This is a genomic window from Dyadobacter sp. (genome assembly GCF_017744695.1).
Classification (GTDB): Bacteria; Bacteroidota; Bacteroidia; order Cytophagales; family Spirosomataceae; genus Dyadobacter.
On the sequence record NZ_JAGIAS010000005.1, the window covers coordinates 285,639 to 305,551 of the forward strand.

Annotated in this window: 17 protein-coding genes; 13 read left to right on the forward strand and 4 right to left on the reverse strand. The window is 50.7% G+C overall.

All coding sequences use genetic code 11. The features are described from left to right. The first annotated feature begins 18 nt into the window (after positions 1-18). From J7619_RS19580 to J7619_RS19600, 5 genes are all read left to right on the forward strand, one after another. Entirely contained in the window at positions 19-279 is a 261-nt protein-coding gene (locus J7619_RS19580; RefSeq protein ID WP_291202380.1) for a hypothetical protein, read from the forward strand. 19 nt (positions 280-298) lie between these two features. Further along, entirely contained in the window at positions 299-1,558 is a 1,260-nt protein-coding gene (locus tag J7619_RS19585; protein ID WP_291202383.1) for a ComEC/Rec2 family competence protein, read from the forward strand. 161 nt (positions 1,559-1,719) lie between these two features. Further along, positions 1,720-2,670 (forward strand): alpha/beta fold hydrolase, encoded by a 951-nt coding sequence (locus J7619_RS19590; protein WP_291202386.1) that lies wholly within the window; start codon positions 1,720-1,722, stop codon positions 2,668-2,670. Between the two features lie 111 nt (positions 2,671-2,781). After that, on the forward strand, positions 2,782-3,066 hold the full coding sequence (locus tag J7619_RS19595) for a hypothetical protein (RefSeq protein WP_291202389.1): 285 nt from the start codon (positions 2,782-2,784) through the stop codon (positions 3,064-3,066). Then, a complete protein-coding gene (locus tag J7619_RS19600) occupies positions 3,067-3,426 on the forward strand; it encodes a hypothetical protein (RefSeq protein ID WP_291202392.1) in 360 nt (119 codons plus the stop codon). A 45-nt stretch (positions 3,427-3,471) separates the two neighbouring features. Here the strand turns inward: J7619_RS19600 and J7619_RS19605 are convergent, their stop codons facing one another. Next, positions 3,472-4,512, reverse strand: coding sequence for an NAD(P)-dependent alcohol dehydrogenase (locus tag J7619_RS19605; RefSeq protein ID WP_291202395.1), 1,041 nt, complete (start codon positions 4,510-4,512; stop codon positions 3,472-3,474). 438 nt (positions 4,513-4,950) lie between these two features. Between J7619_RS19605 and J7619_RS19610 the strand changes: the two genes are divergently transcribed. The 7 genes from J7619_RS19610 (at position 4,951) to J7619_RS19640 (ending at position 14,664) form a co-directional block, all read left to right on the forward strand. Beyond that, positions 4,951-5,787 (forward strand): DUF6268 family outer membrane beta-barrel protein, encoded by an 837-nt coding sequence (locus J7619_RS19610; protein ID WP_291202398.1) that lies wholly within the window; start codon positions 4,951-4,953, stop codon positions 5,785-5,787. A gap of 90 nt (positions 5,788-5,877) precedes the next feature. Continuing rightward, on the forward strand, positions 5,878-7,173 hold the full coding sequence (locus J7619_RS19615) for an esterase-like activity of phytase family protein (RefSeq protein WP_291202401.1): 1,296 nt from the start codon (positions 5,878-5,880) through the stop codon (positions 7,171-7,173). Positions 7,174-7,241: 68 nt separating this feature from the next. Beyond that, positions 7,242-8,123: a hypothetical protein gene (locus J7619_RS19620; protein WP_291202404.1), complete on the forward strand. Its 882-nt coding sequence runs from the start codon at positions 7,242-7,244 to the stop codon at positions 8,121-8,123. 167 nt (positions 8,124-8,290) lie between these two features. After that, entirely contained in the window at positions 8,291-11,623 is a 3,333-nt protein-coding gene (locus J7619_RS19625; RefSeq protein ID WP_291202407.1) for a TonB-dependent receptor, read from the forward strand. Between the two features lie 12 nt (positions 11,624-11,635). Further along, positions 11,636-13,177 carry a RagB/SusD family nutrient uptake outer membrane protein gene (locus tag J7619_RS19630; RefSeq protein ID WP_291202410.1) on the forward strand — a complete coding sequence of 514 codons (1,542 nt, stop codon included), beginning with the start codon at positions 11,636-11,638 and terminating at the stop codon, positions 13,175-13,177. 97 nt (positions 13,178-13,274) lie between these two features. Next, positions 13,275-13,847, forward strand: coding sequence for a Crp/Fnr family transcriptional regulator (locus J7619_RS19635; RefSeq protein ID WP_291202413.1), 573 nt, complete (start codon positions 13,275-13,277; stop codon positions 13,845-13,847). A gap of 76 nt (positions 13,848-13,923) precedes the next feature. Next, positions 13,924-14,664 carry an SDR family oxidoreductase gene (locus J7619_RS19640; RefSeq protein ID WP_291202416.1) on the forward strand — a complete coding sequence of 247 codons (741 nt, stop codon included), beginning with the start codon at positions 13,924-13,926 and terminating at the stop codon, positions 14,662-14,664. Here J7619_RS19640 and J7619_RS19645 read toward each other — a convergent pair whose 3' ends face one another. Then, positions 14,665-15,417, reverse strand: coding sequence for a DeoR/GlpR family DNA-binding transcription regulator (locus tag J7619_RS19645; RefSeq protein ID WP_291202419.1), 753 nt, complete (start codon positions 15,415-15,417; stop codon positions 14,665-14,667). Between the two features lie 144 nt (positions 15,418-15,561). Between J7619_RS19645 and J7619_RS19650 the strand changes: the two genes are divergently transcribed. Further along, on the forward strand, positions 15,562-15,927 hold the full coding sequence (locus J7619_RS19650; protein WP_291202421.1) for a DUF4406 domain-containing protein: 366 nt from the start codon (positions 15,562-15,564) through the stop codon (positions 15,925-15,927). Here J7619_RS19650 and J7619_RS19655 read toward each other — a convergent pair whose 3' ends face one another. Then, positions 15,928-17,292, reverse strand: coding sequence for a sensor histidine kinase KdpD (locus J7619_RS19655; protein ID WP_291202424.1), 1,365 nt, complete (start codon positions 17,290-17,292; stop codon positions 15,928-15,930). Positions 17,293-17,382: 90 nt separating this feature from the next. Next, positions 17,383-19,800 (reverse strand): outer membrane beta-barrel family protein, encoded by a 2,418-nt coding sequence (locus J7619_RS19660; RefSeq protein WP_291202428.1) that lies wholly within the window; start codon positions 19,798-19,800, stop codon positions 17,383-17,385. Positions 19,801-19,913 lie beyond the last annotated feature (113 nt).

Below are 19,913 nucleotides of genomic sequence, written 5' to 3' on the forward strand. Positions count from 1 at the left end.
TTAGAAACCGGAAGAGCCGTGAAAGTAAAAGTGGAGGGCGTACTGGCCGACGACCTCTCGAAAGTAAGTCTCCAGGTCGATGTTTTGATCAAAGACCCGAAGGAAGAAGAGTTTCGTCCGCCTATCGGGCTGACGCACCCGAAGTACTGGAAATTGAAAAACCTCGAACCCGAGAAAGCCAGTGCGCTGCAAATCCAGTACAGCGGCGTGCACCGGAAGCAGATTCGGAAAACTATCCGGGAGTTTGATAAATTGCATGCTTTGGAGGTACAGGACTAATCCTTTTCAGTAAGCTAAAATGAGATACACCACTATTGTAAAAACAGGCCTGGCCATTCTTTGGCTGGGCTTTTATGCGCCTATTACTTCTGCGCAAACTGTTGGCCGGCCATTGCCGGCCTGGCAGGAGGGTGAAATGGATATTCATCATATCAACACCGGCATGGGAAATGCGACGTTCATGATCCTGCCGGACGGTACCACGTTTCTTGTAGACGCAGGCGCGCTCGATCCCACGGAGGCCCGCACGCAAAGCCCGCGCAACACAAAGGCGAAACCCAGCGCCGAACGCCAGCCCGGCGAATGGATCGCGCGGTATATCCGCAAGGTTTCTAAAGTGCAGGTTGTCGATTATGCGTTGATGACGCACTTTCATGACGACCATATGGGAACGCCGACGTCCATTTCCAAACGCTCCGAGCAGGGCAAGTATGCATTGGCGGGTATTACGGAGGTCGCGGAGTTTGTGCCGGTGAAAAAAATCATCGACCGCGGCTGGCCTGATTACGCCTACCCACGACCATTAACGGATACGATGGTACGCAACTACCGGACGTTTCTTGACTGGCAGGTGAAAAACAAGGGGCTGCGTGTAGAGGTAAGCGTTCCGGGTAGGAACGATCAGATCGTGTTGCTGCATGATCCTCAGAAGTACAAAAATCTGTTCGAAGTGCGGAATATTTCGGTGAACGGCGAAATCTGGACAGGCGTTGGCACCACGACCCGCAAGCACTTCCCGGAGTTGAAAGACCTGAAACCCGAGCAATATCCCAGCGAAAACATGTGCAGTATTGCCACCAGGATCAGCTACGGTAAGTTCGATTACTTTACCGGCGGCGATACGCCAGGTGTTTTGCAACCGGGTGTGCCTGCCTGGCATGATGTGGAAACGCCGGTGGCGAAGGCCGTAGGTCCCGTGGATGTTCATATTCTGGATCACCACGGCAACCGTGACTCGCAGAACGACGTGCTGCTTGGGGCATTGCGGCCACGTGTGCTGGTAATTCCGGTCTGGTCATCGGATCACCCCGGGCATGATGTGCTCGACCGCATTTATTCGCAGCGTATTTACCAGGGCGAGCGCGACGTGTTCGCTACGGATATGCTGGAAGCCAACAAGCTGGTGGTTGGCGAATTGCTCAACCGTTTGAAAAGCGATAGCGGCCACGTGGTTGTGCGGGTGGCCAATGGGGGAGATAGCTACCGGGTCTTTGTGCTTGACGACCGCGACGAGCAGCTGAAAGTCAAATCAATTCACGGTCCTTATACTTCCCGTTAAAACAGCAAGTCGGAGAGCGCACCCGGCGTTTGGCATTTGAGCTACCACGCTGTCCATTTCAAGGGCTGTTTCGCCGATTTGGGTGTTATCCTGATTTCCCGTGCTGGTATGTGAATCTACTTTTGACCCGTCAATCATTCACATACCAAACAATTAAAGTAATGAAAATCAACACGGGTGTTTCTTTTAAATCTGTACTCTTCTCGGCCTTACTGGCATTCGGACTTGTTTCCTGCAATAACGACGAGGCTTCCGGCAATCAACCTGCACCGGTTGCGGTGGACTACCACCAAACGGCTAAAACACAATTTGTAGAAGCAGGGGGCGTAAAATATGCTTACCGTATTCTGGGCGACCAGGCGGGGATTCCGTTGGTGTTGCTGGCATCGCTCGGAAGCTCGATGGACGACTGGGACCCTGCAATTACCAACGGGCTGGCTCAGAAACATAAAGTGATTTTGTTTGATAACAGGGGTGTGGGTAGCTCCACCGGTCAGGTACCTGCTACAATCGCGGACATGGCTGCCGATGCTGTGGTATTTATGAAAGCAATGGGCTTTACCAAAGTGGATCTGATGGGTTTCTCGATGGGTGGTTTTATCACCCAACAAATCCTGCTCACCGAGCCGGGCATGGTCCGTAAAGCCATTCTGACCGGAACCGGGCCGAAGGGGAGCGAAGGGCTTGCCAATTTGCCGAACATCATCGCGTCGACGGCCAACCTTACTCCTGAGGAAACGTTCCTGACATTCGGTTTCACCAAATCCGAAGCCAGCCTGAAAGCGGGGAAAGCGTCGTATGAGCGCGTTCAACAACGTAAAACGGACCGTGACCAGGCTTTGAGCCAACAGGCGGGCGGCGCGCAACTGGGCGCGGTACTTGCCTGGGCCAAGCCTTACCCGAATGCATTGAATGAACTGAAAGCGATTCAGCAGCCGGTACTGTATGTGCAGGGGAAAAATGATGTGCCTGTTCCGGTGATCAATGCTATCAATGCCTCACAAAGTATTCCCAATGCTAATCTGGTGGTTTATCCCGATGCTGGCCACGCGGCATTCTATCAATATGCAGACCGGTTTGTGCAAGAAGCAAATGATTTTCTGGGAGAATAAACCTGTTTCATAACCTGAAAACCAGCGTGCCGTTCGGACATTTCCCGGGCGGCACTTTTGCTTATACACAGATGGTTAGGTCTCCGCACGATAAACGGTATTTTATTTGCTTTGAAACCGGGAAACGGTGCAATATATTTGGTTGAAACAAAGGCGATTAATCAACTAAACGACATTTTTATGGGCCCGATAAATTATGAAGAGTTGACCAATTATTTTTCCTGGGCTGTGCTGATCGGCACGGGGAGTTGGGGGGTGTATTCTGTTGTTAAAGCTCTTTCTATTTTTTTCAAGGATGAAGTTACATTCTATAACCCTGAGAATGGCAAGACGATCACATTCAGAAAACATCCCCCGAAAGATTTTGACAAAGAAATGTTAGATTTTTGGAAATAAATGTACTTACAGAAGAGCAGGAAAAGGAGCCCGGTTAATAAAGCTAACAGTACTGTTACTGCGGTTGCCTCGTTCTATTCCACACTATTTCTTCAACTTCCAGAATTTGGGTTCAAAGGAGTTATCTCCGTTTGTGCGCCCGTTTTCGGGTATCTTACATTTATTGCCTGGAAATTATTGAGTGCACATGGGCGTCTGGCTTATTATGAATATGAAGCCAAAAAGCACATTGCTGAGCTGGAAATCGAGAAAGTGAAACCGGGATTATGTTGCGAGGACGTTCGGGAAATCGAATTGAGAATCAAGAATTACAGGAATGCAATTCATGAGCGGAGAATGATTGTACTGGAAGGAATATGATGCGTTTTTTCAAACCCCGGCACCGTTTCGGTACCGGGGTTAATCTTATAAAGTGGCCAAATCAATCACAAACCGGTACCGTACGTCGCCTTTGAGCATGCGTGCGTAGGAAGCGGTGATGTCCTTGATATCAATCAGCTCGATGTCGGACACGATATTGTGCTCGGCACAGAAATCAAGCATTTCCTGTGTTTCGGCAATGCCTCCGATGCCGGAGCCTGCCATGCTGCGGCGACCGGTCAGCAGCGAAAACGGTTGAACGGAATAGGGCTCAGTGGGCACACCTACATTGATGAGCGTTCCGTTCGTACGGAGCAGCGACAGGTACAAATCCATGTCGTGTACGGCAGAAACGGTGTCGAGAATGAAGTCGAAGCTGCCTTTTACGGCATTGACCTGCTCGGGATCTGAAGTAACCACAAAATGATGTGCGCCTAAGTCTTTCGCTGCCTGCTCTTTGGAAGCGGAGGTGCTGAGCACGGTTACTTCGGCACCGAATGCCACACCGAATTTCACGCCCATGTGGCCAAGGCCGCCAAGGCCTAGTACAGCCAGCTTATGACCTTTGCCTACTTTCCAATGGCGAAGCGGGGAGTAGGTGGTGATCCCAGCGCACAACAATGGGGCTGTGGCTGCCAACGGCAATTTGTCCGAAACAGAAAGAACGAATTCTTCCCTTACGACAATGGTGTTCGAATAACCGCCATAAGTAGGTACGCCGCTGCGGTCGAGGTTGTTGTAGGTCTGGGTGTTTCCTTCGAGGCAGTACTGTTCCAGGCCGTCCTTGCAGTTTTCGCAAACCTGGCACGAATCGACCATACAGCCTACACCGGCAAGGTCGCCTGCTTTGAATTTTTTCACGTGTGCGCCTACCTGGACGACTTTTCCGACAATTTCATGTCCGGGTACCATCGGGAAAACGCCTGGAAACCATTCGTCCTTGATCTGGTGAAGATCGGAGTGGCAGACGCCGCAATACTGGATTTCAATCTGAACGTCATGTGCGCCGACATCTCTTCTTTCAAATTCCCACGGTGCCAAATCCGTCTCGGGTGTTTGGGCTGCGTATGCTTTTGCTTGTATCATTTCAGAAAAAGGGGTTTAATACGATCGCAAAATTAGCAGCCTGTTTTCTATCGATATTAATACTTTCAAATCATTGCTTATAGTTTTCAAACAATGCCTTTTCCTGTCCCGTTTTCGCCTACTTTGTTTTTCGTGAGTTGTATTTGTTCGGATTTAAAAAACAAGGCCCATATATCTGAAATGCCTCCTGAGTCGTTTATTAAATCATGTTGACCAGACGTATATATGTAATGCGTTCCTGCGACTATTTGGGCGCGGAACTTAATTCGTACATAGCTGCGTTACCGGCTCATAGCGAGTAATTTAGTGCGACTTAGAACTATTACAACCATTTACAGGCCTAGTATGCAATTTCGGAAGCCGGAGGCATTTGCGTTTTTCTTATCCTTATGGGGCATAAGCATGGTTTGTTGTGCCCAAAAACCCGGTTTACCCGGCATGGCCCCGTCCAAATGGATTACTTTCCGCACGACGCACGCGCCGGGGAAAGTTTACCGTTTTGCGAACGGAGGGACCAAAACCTTTACAAACGAGGAAATGTATGTCCGTGCATGGCTACCTGTTCTCAATAAAAAGAATTTCGCTGTTGTTGTCGGCCCCAACTACCGGGCCGAGCAGCTTGAATTCAAGAGTAGTGGCGAGAATCCGGTCAAAAAGTTTGAAGGTTGGAACCTCCGTACATTTGCATTGGATGTTAACTCGTTTGTCAGGCTGGATAGCACGTCCTGGCTTCTTCTGACCTCTCATATTAATAAGACGGGCAATTTTGCGATGCTTTCCGCTAAGGAAATTCCGCTGAATTACACCGTCTCGGCTTCCTATTTGAAAAGGACATCCCCCAACAAGGAAATCGGTGCCGGGATCATTTTCAACAAAAGTTATAAATTGACCTTCCTGCCTGTTTTTGTCTTCAACTACAATCTCTCGGAGAAAGGAGGCGTCGAAATTATGCTGCCTAAGAAAATGTCCTGGCGGCATAACCTCTCGCCCAACGATCGGCTCTATTTTAAAGCCGAGGCGGTTACGCGAACGTATTATCTTAACCGTGTGGCGGAGGGAACGCCTGACGTATGCCGCAGGATAGACGTCGATATGGGCATTTCTTATAACCGCAAGTTTGGAAATTTTGCGGGAGTGGAGGTTTTTGGCGGTTACCGCAAGAATATCTCCAATAAAATGGTGCAGGATGCCGTGCCCGTGCGTACTTCCGGCCTTGCTGCTACGGTCGAATTCTACATTCAGCCGCCCAGTTTCAGGGGTAAGGGAGGGAAATAGGTCTTAACAATATGTTGATTTGAAGTGTTGTAAATTAACTTTCGGGTAAAGTCGGCCGGTGTAGTTTTACGCAAACTAACCCGGATACGAATGAAACCTTTTTTGCTTTCCCTTATTTCGACAGCCGCCGCCGTAGCGGTGCTCAATAGCTGCACCGACCACGGTCTTCCCGGTGAAAACTACCCCGACAGGGCCGAGGCACAAAACCCGGCGGTCGTTACCCAGGTCGGGAATGTGAAAGTATACAATGGTGGTTTCGGATCGGCAGTGGTGCAGGATCCGAACGACCACATGGCATTTTACCTGCTCACCGATCGCGGTTCCAATATCGATGGTACGGTGCCCGATTCCAAAGTGTTTGCTGATCCGGGCTTTGCGCCGCAAATCGGCAAATTCAGACTGATCGGCGATCAACTGGTCCTGGAAAAGACCATTGAGCTGAAAAACGAGAACGGAGCGAAATTGAATGGTCTTCCTAACCCTCCCGGATTCGGGTATAGCGGGGAGCTGGCGCTGGATGTGAACAATAATACGCTCTCTAACAGTATCGACGGGCTCGATTCGGAAGGCCTGGCGCTCGCGAAAGATGGCACGTTTTGGGTAAGCGACGAATATGGCCCGCATATCGTACATTTCGATGCGAACGGTAAAACACTCGAGCGGATCAACCCATTCGGCAATGGCGCAGGCGGCCGAAAAATCCCATTGGTTTTTGCTAAAAGACGCCCGAACCGAGGCATGGAGGGGCTCACGATCACACCTGACGGCAAAACGCTCGTTGGTATCATGCAATTCCCGCTTTATAATCCGTCGGCAGCAGCGGTCTCAGGCTCGCTGGTGACGCGCATCCTGAGTTTCGACATCGCTACCGGTGTGAGCAAGGAATATGTGTATCTCATCGACCGCGCCAATTTGCAGGCAAACAGCGAGATTGTAGCGATCGACAATACTACTTTCCTTGTGCTCGAACGTGATGGTGAGTATGCCACCAATGCCAACCGTGCGACGGTGATCAAAAAAGTGTATAAAATCGATCTGGGTAATGCTACCGACATTTCCGATCCGGCGAATGGGGTGAACGGGAAGTTGTACGGCGGACTTACCGTGGAACAGCTGAAAAATGCTTCCAACCTGGCTGCGAATGGTATTAAACCTGTGACCAAGACACTCGTGGCGGATTTGATGACCGATATTCCGACCCTTTATCCGCACGATAAAGCCGAAGGGATCGCGATCATCAATTCGACGACCATTGCCATTTCGAACGACGACGATTTCGGTGTAGTGGGAGCAGGAGGTGCATATGCGCAGAAACTCTTGCCCGCTACCGGCGCCGTCGACCGCAATACAATCTATTTCGTAAAGCTGAAACAGCCACTTTGGTAATAACCTGAAATTTTTAAGCGGGTGCGGGGCTTTGCTTCGCACCCGCAATTTTTTAATACCTATCTCAAATGAAACTACTGAAATTATCGGGTGTCGCAATCGTTGCTGCTGCGGTTTTTGCCGCATTTACTATTCCTGCCGTGCCGGATGTGTCGCTTGTATCCTCTCACACCGTAGACTCTCTCGGTGCTTGTCAGGGAGCGGCTTATCTGGATGGGAAAGTGTATTTGTACGGGGACCGTGAAGTCGGCATGGTGCGGGAATACCGCCAGACTGGCGATTCTCTGCGTTATACGGGAAAGGAAATCCGGCTGACTGTTGACGGCAAGGATGTGATCAACCATCCGACGGGCATTGCGAGGCACGGTAAATTGCCTGTGTTTATGGGCAACAGCATTCGGCTGAACACGGAAGGGACCTCGTGGCGGGCCGTAATTTACCAGGTCGACTGGAATGGCCTGTTAAAAACCGGCACCCTGGATGGCAACCTGATCCGTACGATTGAGGACGATGCCTGCATTCAGGGGACGAGGCCGGAGTATGTCGAGTACAATGGCAAATGGCTTGTCGCGACCGCCGATTACGGCGACAAACGAAACGAAGTGCGTCTCTATGACCCGGCTGTTTTGCAAAAGGTAGATAAGACGAGTGCACCGGGCGTGCTCGTGAAGAAGTTTACCTGCGGGCCCTGGGTTCAAAACTTGCATTGGGTGCCGGAGAAGGGAGTTTTAGTATTAATTCAAAACCAGATAGAAGGCCGGCGCTGGCGGTTCACATTTGTAGATCTAAAAAAGTCACTTGAAAAAGGGGAGCAGGTCGTACTCAACTCGGTGGATATTGATAAGGCCGATGAGCTGGAAGGTTTTACATTCACCGGCACTACTTCGAAGGGGGTAGCGGTGACGTCATCCCGCAAAAGCAACATGCATCAGGTACGTGTAACCTGGTGATCGGTTACTTCTGGTTCTTGAAAATTTTACATTTTCATAATAAACACGTTCGATTCGATTAATAGTCCAAAAATACTTTTGCGCTCGATTTTTCAGCACGGAGTACGGGGCTTTTAAAGTGGGTTGTGACGTGTTTTCTTGTTTTTGTTAAATTTTTTAAAACTATTATGAAGAAACTGATACTGCCAATTGTTCCGTTGGTAATGACAGGTATCCTGGTTTTCGGTCCGGGCAGGCATGCAGTGGCTTCCGGTAAAGGCCGGATGATGTTTGAAAGGCCGACCCGCGCTATGACGGTGACGGGAAAGGTGGTGGATGAGACCGGTCAGCCATTGCTCGGTGTGACGGTTTTGGAAAAAGGTACCAACAAAGGTACGGTAACCGATGCCGCGGGTACGTTCTCGCTTGAAACCGGCTCGGGTGCGACGCTGGTGTTTTCTTTTGTGGGCTTTATCGCGCAGGAAGCGGTGGTTTCCGGCAATACGCCGCTGGTCATTACCCTGAAAGAGAATGCGATGATGCTGAACGAATTCGTAGCGGTAGGTTATTCGACGATGCGTAAAAGCGACCTTACCGGTGCTATTTCCAGCGTAAAGGCCAAAGAATTGAACCTCAGCACGCCAACCGTGGGGCAAGCATTGGTTGGTAAGGTGGCAGGTGTGCAGATCTCGCAGGTGAGCGGCGCGCCTTACGTAGGCACGAAGATCCGCGTACGCGGCGTGGGCTCGGTGAATGCGAGCTCGGATCCGCTGTATGTGATCGATGGCTATCCGGCCGGTAACGACGTTTTCATAAACCCTAATGATATCGAATCGATCGACATCCTTAAAGATGCAGCGTCGGCGGCCATTTATGGTTCGCGTGCAGCGGGTGGGGTAGTGCTGATCACGACCAAAAGAGGTAAGGAAGGTAAAGGCCGGCTGGAATATGAATACCAGTTCGGTGTGAACCAGCTGAGCAAGAAGGTCAAGTTGCTCAATGCCTCCGAATTCGGCCAACTGATGATCGACGGCCGCAATGCGAGCTATCGTGATCTGATGGTGAATGCCGGCAAGACCTGGAACGATGGCATGTACTCGGACGACAATGCAACCCGGATCAAAAATGTGGGTAATGCGGGTTCCGTGAGTATTCCGACCGATTTGTACGATTTCGCGAACCAGAAGCTGATTACTCCGAAATACAACACCGACTGGCAGAACGAACTTTACCGCAATGCACCGGTGCACCGTCATAATATCTCGTTTTCGGGCGGAAAGAACGGTTTGCGGTATGCGATCAGCGGCGGGCAGCTCAACCAGCAGGGTATTATCCTGAGCACCGGCCAGCATAGGACCAACTTCCGGACGAACCTGGATGCGGATGTTACCAAGAAGCTGAAAGTGGGTGCGAACCTCGCATTTACCTACAACAGCAACCGCGAGGTGCAGGAAGGCCGTTTTGATAAAGGCCCTATCCTTGGGGCATTGATTTATATGCCGATTTTCAAGGCGTATAATGAAGATGGCAGCCTGGCGAAAAATGAAGCGGCTTCATTGAGCTCGGCATATGGCTACCAGTCGATCGAAAACCCGGTGGCTTTGGCGACAGAAACGCATATCAACCGCAGAGGCCAGCGTGGGACTTTCAGTGGCTTTGCAACGTATGAGATCATTCCCGATCTGAATTTCAAGGTTAACCTTGGTTTGCAGACCTATAACGAGAAATACGAATTCTATTCTCCTACCAGTCTGAGTAGCGGTGCCAACCCTCCGGGATCACCACAAGCGATCGCTGCGGCGAATGCGGTATCGCAGATGACGACACAAATGGACAAGCTGGCGGAGTTTACTTTGAACTACAAAAAACAACTCGGCAAGCACAGCATTGATGGTTTGGTGGGGTATACAGCGCAGGAAAACAATCGTGACATCGTGTCGGTAACCGCTCGTGGGTTCTCCAACGACCGCATCGAGGAAATTACCGGGAAAGGCGCGGATGCAACTCTTTTTGCACTGAATACCGGAACCGACCAAACCGGCAAAGTGAACTGGACATTGCTTTCATACCTGGCCCGTGCTGCGTACAACTACGATGGTAAGTATTATCTGACGGCCACTTTCCGTACCGATGGTTCGTCGCGTTTCGGCCCGAACAACCGCTGGGGTAACTTCCCGTCGGTGTCTGCCGGCTGGAACATTTCCAACGAGGATTTCTACAAAAATGCATTAGGCAATACTTCTACACTTAAACTGCGTGCAAGCTGGGGATTGAGTGGTAACAACAACATCGGTAACTACAACTTCCTCCAGACCATGGCCGCTCCCGGTGGCGTGGTGTACGGCAACGGGTCCGTCAATACCGCATTGTGGGCAACGGGTATCAAAGACCTGAACCTGGGCTGGGAGTCGACGTCGCAGTACAACTTCGGTGCCGACCTGGGCTTGTTTGACGACCGTTTGTCGGTTATGGCGAACTACTACATCAGCCGCTCGTACAACTTGTTGTTCAACCAGCCGCTGTCGGCGATTTCGGGTGCTTCTACCATTCTGACCAATCTCCGGAACTCGAAAGTACAGAATAAGGGTATCGACCTTCAGGTAGACGCCCGCGTGATCTCGACCAGGGATTTTGACCTGAACATAGCCGGTAACATTTCCGTGAACCGCAACAAAGTACTCGACATGGGTGGTGCGAGCACGATCATTACCAATGGTGCCGAGCGTTCGTACCTGACGCACATCACGCAGGAAGGCCAGCCGATCGGTATGTTCTATGGTTTTAAGGTAAAAGGAATGGTGCGCGAGAAGGACATGGAGAATATCGCGGCTGATAATGCGGCGTACAACGCTTCGACGCAGTCCTTCCCGGCAGGTTATCAGCTCAAAGGGCCGGCCCGTTCAACGGCTTCTACCAATCCGCTTCGTCCGGGTGACCTGTATTTCGAAGACGTGAATAATGATGGTGTTGTGAATGATGCCGACAAGCGGGTGATCGGTTCGCCGCATGCGAAATTTACCTATGGTTTCGCGGTCACGGCCAGCTACAAAAGCTTCGATTTCAGCTCGTCTTTTAATGGAAGTTACGGCAACAAGGTGCTCGACGGGCAGGATTATTACCTCTACAACATGGAAGGCTCGGGTAACCAGTATGCCAAAGTGGCGAACCGCTACCGTTCGGAGTCGCAGCCGGGCGACGGGCACGTGTACCGTGCCTCACGCGGGGGGACGCAAAGCAACAGCACGCGTTTGTCGACCTTCTACTTGCAGGACGGCTCATTCCTGAGATGTACCAACCTGACATTGGGCTACAACATGAACAACATCGGCAGCCTGACCAACAATGCGATCAGCGCGTTGCGGGTGTATGTAGGCGTGGACAATGCCTTCACTTTGACCAAATACCTGGGCTATAACCCGGAGGTGGATTACAACAACGGGGCTAACCTGACACCGGGTGTCGACTACGGAAAATATCCGCTCGTGCGTGCCTACAACATTGGTGCCCGTATTACATTTTAAGCAGCAGAAGAGATGATCAAGCGTAAATACATTTTCAATACATTATTCTCCGCATTCGGACTGGTGGCCCTGGCGGGGTGCTCCAACGACTTTCTGGATCAGGAAAACCCGAATGCGGTATCGGCGCCTACATTTTACCGGACGCCCGACGACGTGGCCCTGGCCGTGAATGGTATCTACAACTCACTTCGCGATGGCAATGGTATCGGGGAAAACAGCGGGTTGTTCAGCGAGGAACGTTCGGACAATACCGGCCGTAACGACAACCAGTCGAACGCCGGTGAGCCGTTTCAGTTCAACGATTTTTCGCTGTTGCCGAGCAATACCTATTTGAAAAGTCACTGGCTGACGCTGTTCCAGATGGTGACGCGTTGCAACCAGGTGCTGGCGGGTATCGAGCGTGTGACTTTCGCCGATGCCAGCTTGAAAGAGCAGTACAAGGCCGAGGCGAAATTTATTCGCGCATTGACCTACTTCCATCTCGTCCGCAAATGGGGTGATGTGCCTTTGGTTACCAAAGAATTGCTCAGCACCGATGAGGTAACTGCCGCGACATTCCGCGAGAAACAGGATGTGGTGTACAACCAGATCGCGCAGGACCTCAAAGACGCAGTAGCGTCGACTTTGCCAGACAAGCAGACTGCCAATACCAAAGGCAGGGTGACCAAAGCCGCTGCCAATGCATTACTAGGCCAGGTGTACCTCACCATGGCCGCTACATTGGATGCTGCCAACCGCGTTGCAAACCTGAATGAGGCCAAAAAATACCTGATGGCTTCGTACAATCTGCGCTCGTTCGGTGAGTTGAAGGAAGTTCCCTATGTTGATGTATTCGATGTGGCCAAGAAGTCGACGAATGCGGAGATTATCTTCCAGGTGGTGAACAAGCAAGGTGATATCAACTTCTCGTCTTCGATCGCCCGCAACAACCAGGCCAAGGGAGAGACGATCAACTCATTGTTCGCGTCGTCGGGTTCGGGAGGCAATGTTACGCCTGACCTCGTGCAGGATTATGAGGAAGGTGATGTGAGAAAAGACTTTTCGATCAAATTCGCCAACGATCCGATCGTGAAGGATTATTTTATCACTAAATACCGCGACGCGAGCTCGGCAGCGACGACCAACGGCTACGGAGGCAACGACTGGATCCTGATCCGCTATGCCGACGTGATCCTGATGCTAGCCGAAGTGAATATGCAACTCGGCGACGAGCCGGCCGCGATCAGTTTCCTCGACCAGGTCCGCGAGCGTGCCGGCCTGCCGAAATATGCTGCTTCAAAAGCCAATGCGGATTACGCTGCGAAATATCCGACATTAAAACTGGCCATTCTGCATGAGCGCCGCGTGGAACTCGCATTCGAAAACCACCGCTGGTTCGATTTGCTGCGCTTTTTTACGACCGACGAGCTTGTGGCTTATTTCAAAAGTAAAAAGCAGGAGAATTTCGGTATTGCCAAGCTCAGTAACTTCGGAAAGAAGGATCGCTACTATCCGATCCCGTTTGACGAAACCAAGTTGAACCCGGAGAAAATGTACCAGAACGAAGGCTACTAAAACCTGAACCGGACTATTACCTAGCCCTGTGCCTTCCAAGCGCAGGGCTTTTTGTTTTGCAGGGTATTATATTTGGATAAATCATTAAAGAGAATCTATGCCGCAGCGCCTGATCTCCATTCTGCAACTCACCAAAGTAATCCCACCCGCCGATCAGGAAACGATCCTGAATGCATTCACCATGCGGCAGTTCCGGGAAGGTGATGTGCTATTCAAAGGCGGGAAAATTTGTCAGGAAATGTTCTTTGTGCTGAATGGCGTGCTGCGCATTATGGTCACCAACGAAAAAGGCAACGAGGTAACGCATTACTTTTTGAAGGAAAACCAGTTTTGCACCATTCTGAATAGTTTCAACAACCACGTAACCGCACACGAAAGTATTTGCGCGGCCTGCGATGTGCAGGTGCTGAGTATCACAAAAGCGGACCTGTGGACGCTTTACACCCGCATTCCTTACCTGAAAGCGATGATTGACACAATTACCAATCAGACCTTGCTGGAAAAGATACAGATTCGCAATGCGTACCTCGGCCAGGATTCGGCCACGCGGTACCAGCAGTTTCTGTCGCGACAGGCCGATATCGCCACGCGTGTGCCGCTTTCCGACGTTGCCTCTTACCTTGGCATTACGCCGCAGTCGCTCAGCCGCATTCGGAGAAACCTGCGCTGAAATCCGTTTTTACCATTTGTTAAGTGCTTTGGTTGGCCTGTAAGGGAGATTTGTATTGTCAAAACATTCAATACAAATGGAAACTTCAAATTCAGAATGCTCTCTCAATGGTAAAAAAGTAGTGATCCTGGGCGGCAGCTCCGGCCTGGGACTGGCTACGTCCAAAGCGGCAGCGGCCGAAGGCGCGCATGTGATCATCGTATCCAGTAATGCGGCGCGGGTACAGAATGCCGTGGCCGAATTGCCAGGTACCGGTTTCGGAATGCAGGCCGATCTCTCGGATGAAACATCTATCAAGCACCTTTTTGAAGAAATAGGCATGCTCGATCACCTGGTTTTTACGGCCGGTGAAAGCCTGTTGCTTAGTAAGATCGCTGAAACGGAAGTTTCTACGGCCCGCGAGTTTTTCAATCTGCGTTACTGGGGTGCATTCATGGCAGTCAAATATGCGGCTCCGCGAGTCAATGCGGGTGGTTCGATCGTCCTCACGGGCGGGATCGTGAGCGCGCGGCCGAATGCGGGCTGGTCCATAGGCGCAAGCATTTGCGCGGCAATGGATGGTTTTACACGCGCAATGGCCGTGGAACTGGCTCCAATACGCGTAAACCTCGTATCGCCGGGTATAATTCGTACCAATTTATGGTCGTCGATGGCGGAAACCGAGCGGGATGCATTCTACGAACAGGTCGCGGGCACGTTGCCCGTACGCCGTGTGGGCGAGGCGGAGCAAATTGCGCAAACCTACATTTACCTCATGAGACAGCCGTTTGTGACCGGCCAGATCCTCGTTACCGACGGCGGCGCCGTACTCGTGTAATCACCCCGCTATCTCGACATTCAGCCCGTTTTGCCGCAATGCGGCTGTCCTGGCAGCATCGGCATCCGTGATGAGCGTATGAATCGCCGAAAGCTCGGCGAATTTTACATAGCTGTCCTTCCCGATTTTGGAAGCATCACAGAGGAGCATTACCTGCCCGGCATTGCGAATGAATGCGGTGGTAATGGTGGACTCGTGCTCGCTGTGCGCGGTGAGGCCGTTTTCTGCTGATAAACCATCCACGCCGATGAACGCCTTGTGCGCATGGTACCCATTAATGTGCTGTACAGCCTTGTCGCCATGGATGGCTTTTCGCGCCTTGTTCAGTTCCCCGCCGATCAGGTTGATCTGGATGGAAGGTACGTCAATGAGCTCTGCCAGAATAGGTAATGAGTTGGTAATCACCCGTATGCTTTTCTTTTTCAGAAACCGGCACATCTGAAATACCGTGCTGCCACAATCGAGGAAGATAATGTCGCCATCCTGCACGTAGGCAGCTGCTTTTTCTGCGATCTGTTCCTTCGTCGGGTTATTCACTCCCGATTTTTCCGAGAACCCGGTCAGTACCGGGTTTTCCATTTTCATGGCGCCCCCGTGCGTGCGTATGAGCAAACCTTCCTCCGCGATATCGCCGAGGTCGCGGCGGATCGTGGCCGGCGATGCTTCGAGTATTTCAGCCAGTTCGAAGACACTCAGGCTCTCGGTGTCATCCAGTGCGGCGAGAATTTTTTTCTTGCGTTCTTGAAAGTTCATTGTAAATGCTTACTTTTGATCAAAAATAATCAAAATTGATTAAAATAAATCAAATCTATTGGCTTTGAATGGTGTTAATGCGCACCAAAAGTAGCATATCTGATCATTTTTAATAAAATCATTTCACTTAAATCACATTTAGGCATGAGCGGATTAATGATCCTGGTCGCCGGACCCTACCGGTCGGGTACGAACGATGACCCTGTTTTAATGCGGAAAAACCTCGACAAGCTCGAATCGGTGACGTTGCAGCTGTTCCGTGCCGGACATTTGCCGGTGATCGGAGAGTGGGTGGCGCTGCCGCTGCTTAAACTGGCAGGTTCCAAAGTGCCGGGCGATGCGCCTTATGAGGAGATTTTGTATCCCGTAGCCGGACGGCTTTTGCAGAAATGCGATGCAATCCTCAGGTTGCAAGGGGAATCAAAAGGGGCCGATGAAGACATCAGGATCGGGCGTGAGCGCGGGTTACAGATTTACTATAACCTCGCCGATGTGCCCGGTTGCGGATGATCAGAGCAAATTCGGTTGGCGCGCCTTATTTTTGTCGAACATTGGCACCGAGATGTAGAAACAAGTTCCAGCCCCGGGCATGCTTTCCAGCCAGATTTTTCCTTTCTGGGCCTTGATGAACTCCATGCAGAGCATCAGGCCCAGACCAACCCCTTTCTCATTATTGGTGCCAAAGGTCGACTCGACATTGAGCGAGAAAACGGATTGCTGTTTTTCCCATGACATACCAATGCCGTCGTCCTGTACCGAAATCAGGCAATTGTTGCCCTGTGCTTCCGCTTTAACCATAATATGCCCGCCTACGCCGGTGAATTTGATCGCATTTCCCACGATGTTTCGCAGGATGAGCTGCATCATGTCGCTATCCGCATAAATACCGGCCGATGGGTCGAAATAGTAGTCGAGGCTGATGTTTTTCCGGGCCGCAATATTGCGTTCCAGGTTCAGCGTGGGTTCAAAAAGCGTTTGCACATTCAGGTATTCCATGTGTGCGGAAACGCCGTGTAGCTGCGATTTCGACCAATCAAGCAGCTTTGAAAGCATTGCCAGCGTGTTTTTGGTCGAATTGAGAAGCTCGTTTTCGATGTCCAGCTTTTGTTCTTCATCGAGCTCATGTTGGGTAAGCAGTTCAAGGAAATTCTGAATGCTGGCCAGCGGCGAGCGCAGGTCGTGCGCGACAATGGACATGAGCTTGTTTTTTTCCGCATTCAGCTTTTCGAGCTCTTCATTCTGCTTGACAATCTGAAAGTTCTGCAATTCGATCGCCTTCGATTTTTCGAGGGTGGACAGTTTTTCGCTTTCATAACTTCCCCTGATGTAGTGAATGCAGAAATAGGTAATCGCGGCAACCACCGCATAGGCCGACATATGGTCGACAAAGCGGTTGGAACGAGTGGTGTAGGTGTCCGGCACCAGGTGGGGGTAATAGAATTCAACCAGGTTGAGAATGATCAGGACTGTAACGTTGATCGGTATCCACACCTTATACTGATCGGCCGGGCTGATGGCAATGCTCAGCAGCAGGAAAAGCAGGAAGAACAGGTCGGTAGGCCCGCGCAGGCCGGAATTGAGGAAATAGTTGACAAGAAACAGCGATAGTCCGACAATGTTGGCCAGCAATGTGCTGATACTGACCTGGTTTTTGAAGCGGGATGCGTAGTATAGCCCTACCGTGATCAGTAAAACGATAAGACTGGCCAATGCGATCTTGGGCAATCCTATCGCATAGTTGAATGGTACGTTATAAAGTAATGCGAAGGTCGATATCAGGCACACCGAATGGAATATCCGTGCATTCAGCGGAAACACTGACGGGTCGCCGGATAAATTGATCCATGTTCGATAGATTGAATCTTTGAGAGGCAAGACGTGTAGGGTTTCGTTCCTGCAAATATAACGTACGCATTTTCATTAAACGCAAGTAGAATTAATATTAATTGGCGTGTGGAGATCTATTTAACCCTTGATGCGATTCAGCTCGTCTTCAGACCCGGACCTTCTGCTGCGTGCCGCCTTGATCTCCTTGCTGCCAAAGCGATAATTGAAGTTAATACGCAGCATCTGGCCCTCAAAACGGAACCGAAGGCGCGTTTCGATACCTGCATATGCCGACGTGTATCCGCCGCGCGCAGTATGGAAAATGTCGCTGAATGTTGCTTTCAAGCTGGCGTTATCCTTCCAGAATTTCTTTTGAACGCCAACATCCACCATGCCCATTTGCCAGTTGTAATCGATGCGGCGGTAAGGCGAGTTGTACCACCCGGATAGTTCGATAGTCCAGCTGTTTTTAAGTTTGAAAGTGTTCTGGCCGTTGAGGTTAAACGCAGTTGTCCGGTTGTTGACCACCACGCCGTTGTCCAGCGCGGCTTTCCAGAGATTGTGATACCCGCTGACATTGAAATTCAACTCCCACCATTTTGTGATCGGCGTAGTAATGCTCATGTCCAGGCTGAAACCTTGTGAGTAGTCTAGATTTTCGGTAATGAAATACGTGCGGCTGCTGTCATAGGGAATGCGCAACCCTACTACCGGGAACCGGGTGCGGCGGTAGCCGAACGAGGTCGTGAGTATGCCCTTGTATACGTGCGAGAGTTTGAAACTATTGGCGTATTCGGGTTTCAGGAACGGATTGCCTTTGGAATAGACCAGCTCATCAACGCGGTACTCGAAAGGATTGAGGTTCTGATAACTCGGCCGGTTGATGCGTCGGCTGTAATTGAGGTTCCAGGTGTGGTTTTTGGACGCCCGGAACGAGATAGCGCCACTTGGGAAGAAGCTCAGGTAGGTCGTATCGACTTTGTCGAGATCGTTATGTTTGTAGCTCGTCAGGTCGCCCAGCGATTTGGTGTGCTCGGCGCGGAGCCCGGCTTGCAAGTCCCATTTTTTACCAAGCGAAATATTGTAATTAACATAAGCCGCATACACGCGTTCGAGGTATTTGAAGCGGTTGCTGCGGTTGGTGTCGATCACTTCAACATTTTGCAAAACATTGAAAAAATTGAATGTGTTGTCAGATTTTACGTCCGATAGCTTTACGCCATACCCTAATTTCCCTTTTTTGAAAGGTTGCTCGTAGTCGATTTTGAAGGATTTAATGGTAATGTCCACGGGCGTTTTCGAAACGTAATTCCGCTCGATCGGTTCGTCACCGGTTGTCTGGAAATGGTATTTGTTGGGCTGGTAACTGATCCCGCGCGAAGAGAACCGCCCGTAATCGGCATCGATATTCAGTTCATGGCCGGTGGTATCGGCGTAGCGGTAATTGACGTTCAGGTTCAGGTTTTTGTTTTTCTCGGGATTGGAGGTCCGCGACGACAGGATGAGCGAGTCGGCAGTCAGATTGTTGCGTTTGCTGATGAAAGTCTCGCTCTCTCCGCCGCCGTTGTGGTTGCTGATGCGGCCATTGGCACTGAAACCGAGGGTATTTTTGGAATTGATAAAATAATCGGCCCCGATTTTGGCGCTGTGCGTGGTATCGCGCCAGATGCCGTGCCATAATTTGTTGTAGGCTACATTGTTGAGGATCTGATCGTCGTAAGTCGTATTGTGCCATGCGCCCTGGTTGAAACCGTAATTACCGAAAACGTTGAGCTTCTTGTCGCGGTGGTTCAGGTTCAGTGACGCGTTGTATTTGGGAGTTATGCCAAACATGCCTCCAATGCTGACATTGCCATTGGTGCCTAGCCTGGCATTTTTCTTCAGGCGGATATTGATAATGCCAAGGTCGCCCGCGGCATCGAATTTGGCGGAAGGATTGGTGATGATTTCAATGGCCTCAATGTCGGCCGAATTCATGCTCTTTAATGTGGAGGCAAGGTCTTTTCCCGCCAAAGGGGAGGGGCGGCCATCGATATAAATGCGAACGCCCGTTTTACCGCGCACCAGAATATTCTCATCCCTGTCGACCTGTACGCCGGGGGAGCGCTGCAACAGGTCGAGCGCATTGGACCCGGTGGCATTGATGCTCGCTTCCACATTGAAAACCATCCGGTCGTTTTTGACCTCGATGAGCGGTTTGGTGCCGGTTACCTTCACCTCGTTGAGCTGTTTGGCTTCGGGCGACATGGCGATCACAGGTAGTTTTACATCCTGGCCTGCCACGTCGAACACGGCCGAATGGTACATTTGCTGGCCTACCGCCGAAACGCGTACAAAATACCGGCCATCGGGGATGCCGTTGATTTTGAAGGTGCCCTGTTCATCGGCGACATCGGCTTTTACCAAAGTGGAATCTTTGGATTGATTGATAGAAACTGCGGCGAAGGCGACGGTCTCATTTTGTTGGTTTTTGACAAGACCGCTTACCGTAAATGTCTGGGCAAAGCCGGCAAAGGAAAGTCCAAGAATTAGCAGGCTGAGTAGTATTTTCTTCATAAATGGCTAATATTCGTATAGCCCAAAGAGTAAGAATCGGTGTAGACGTTGCATTGGGTCATAATTTTTCTACATTTAAACCGATAATCGACGTTTCTAATTCAGAATGGATG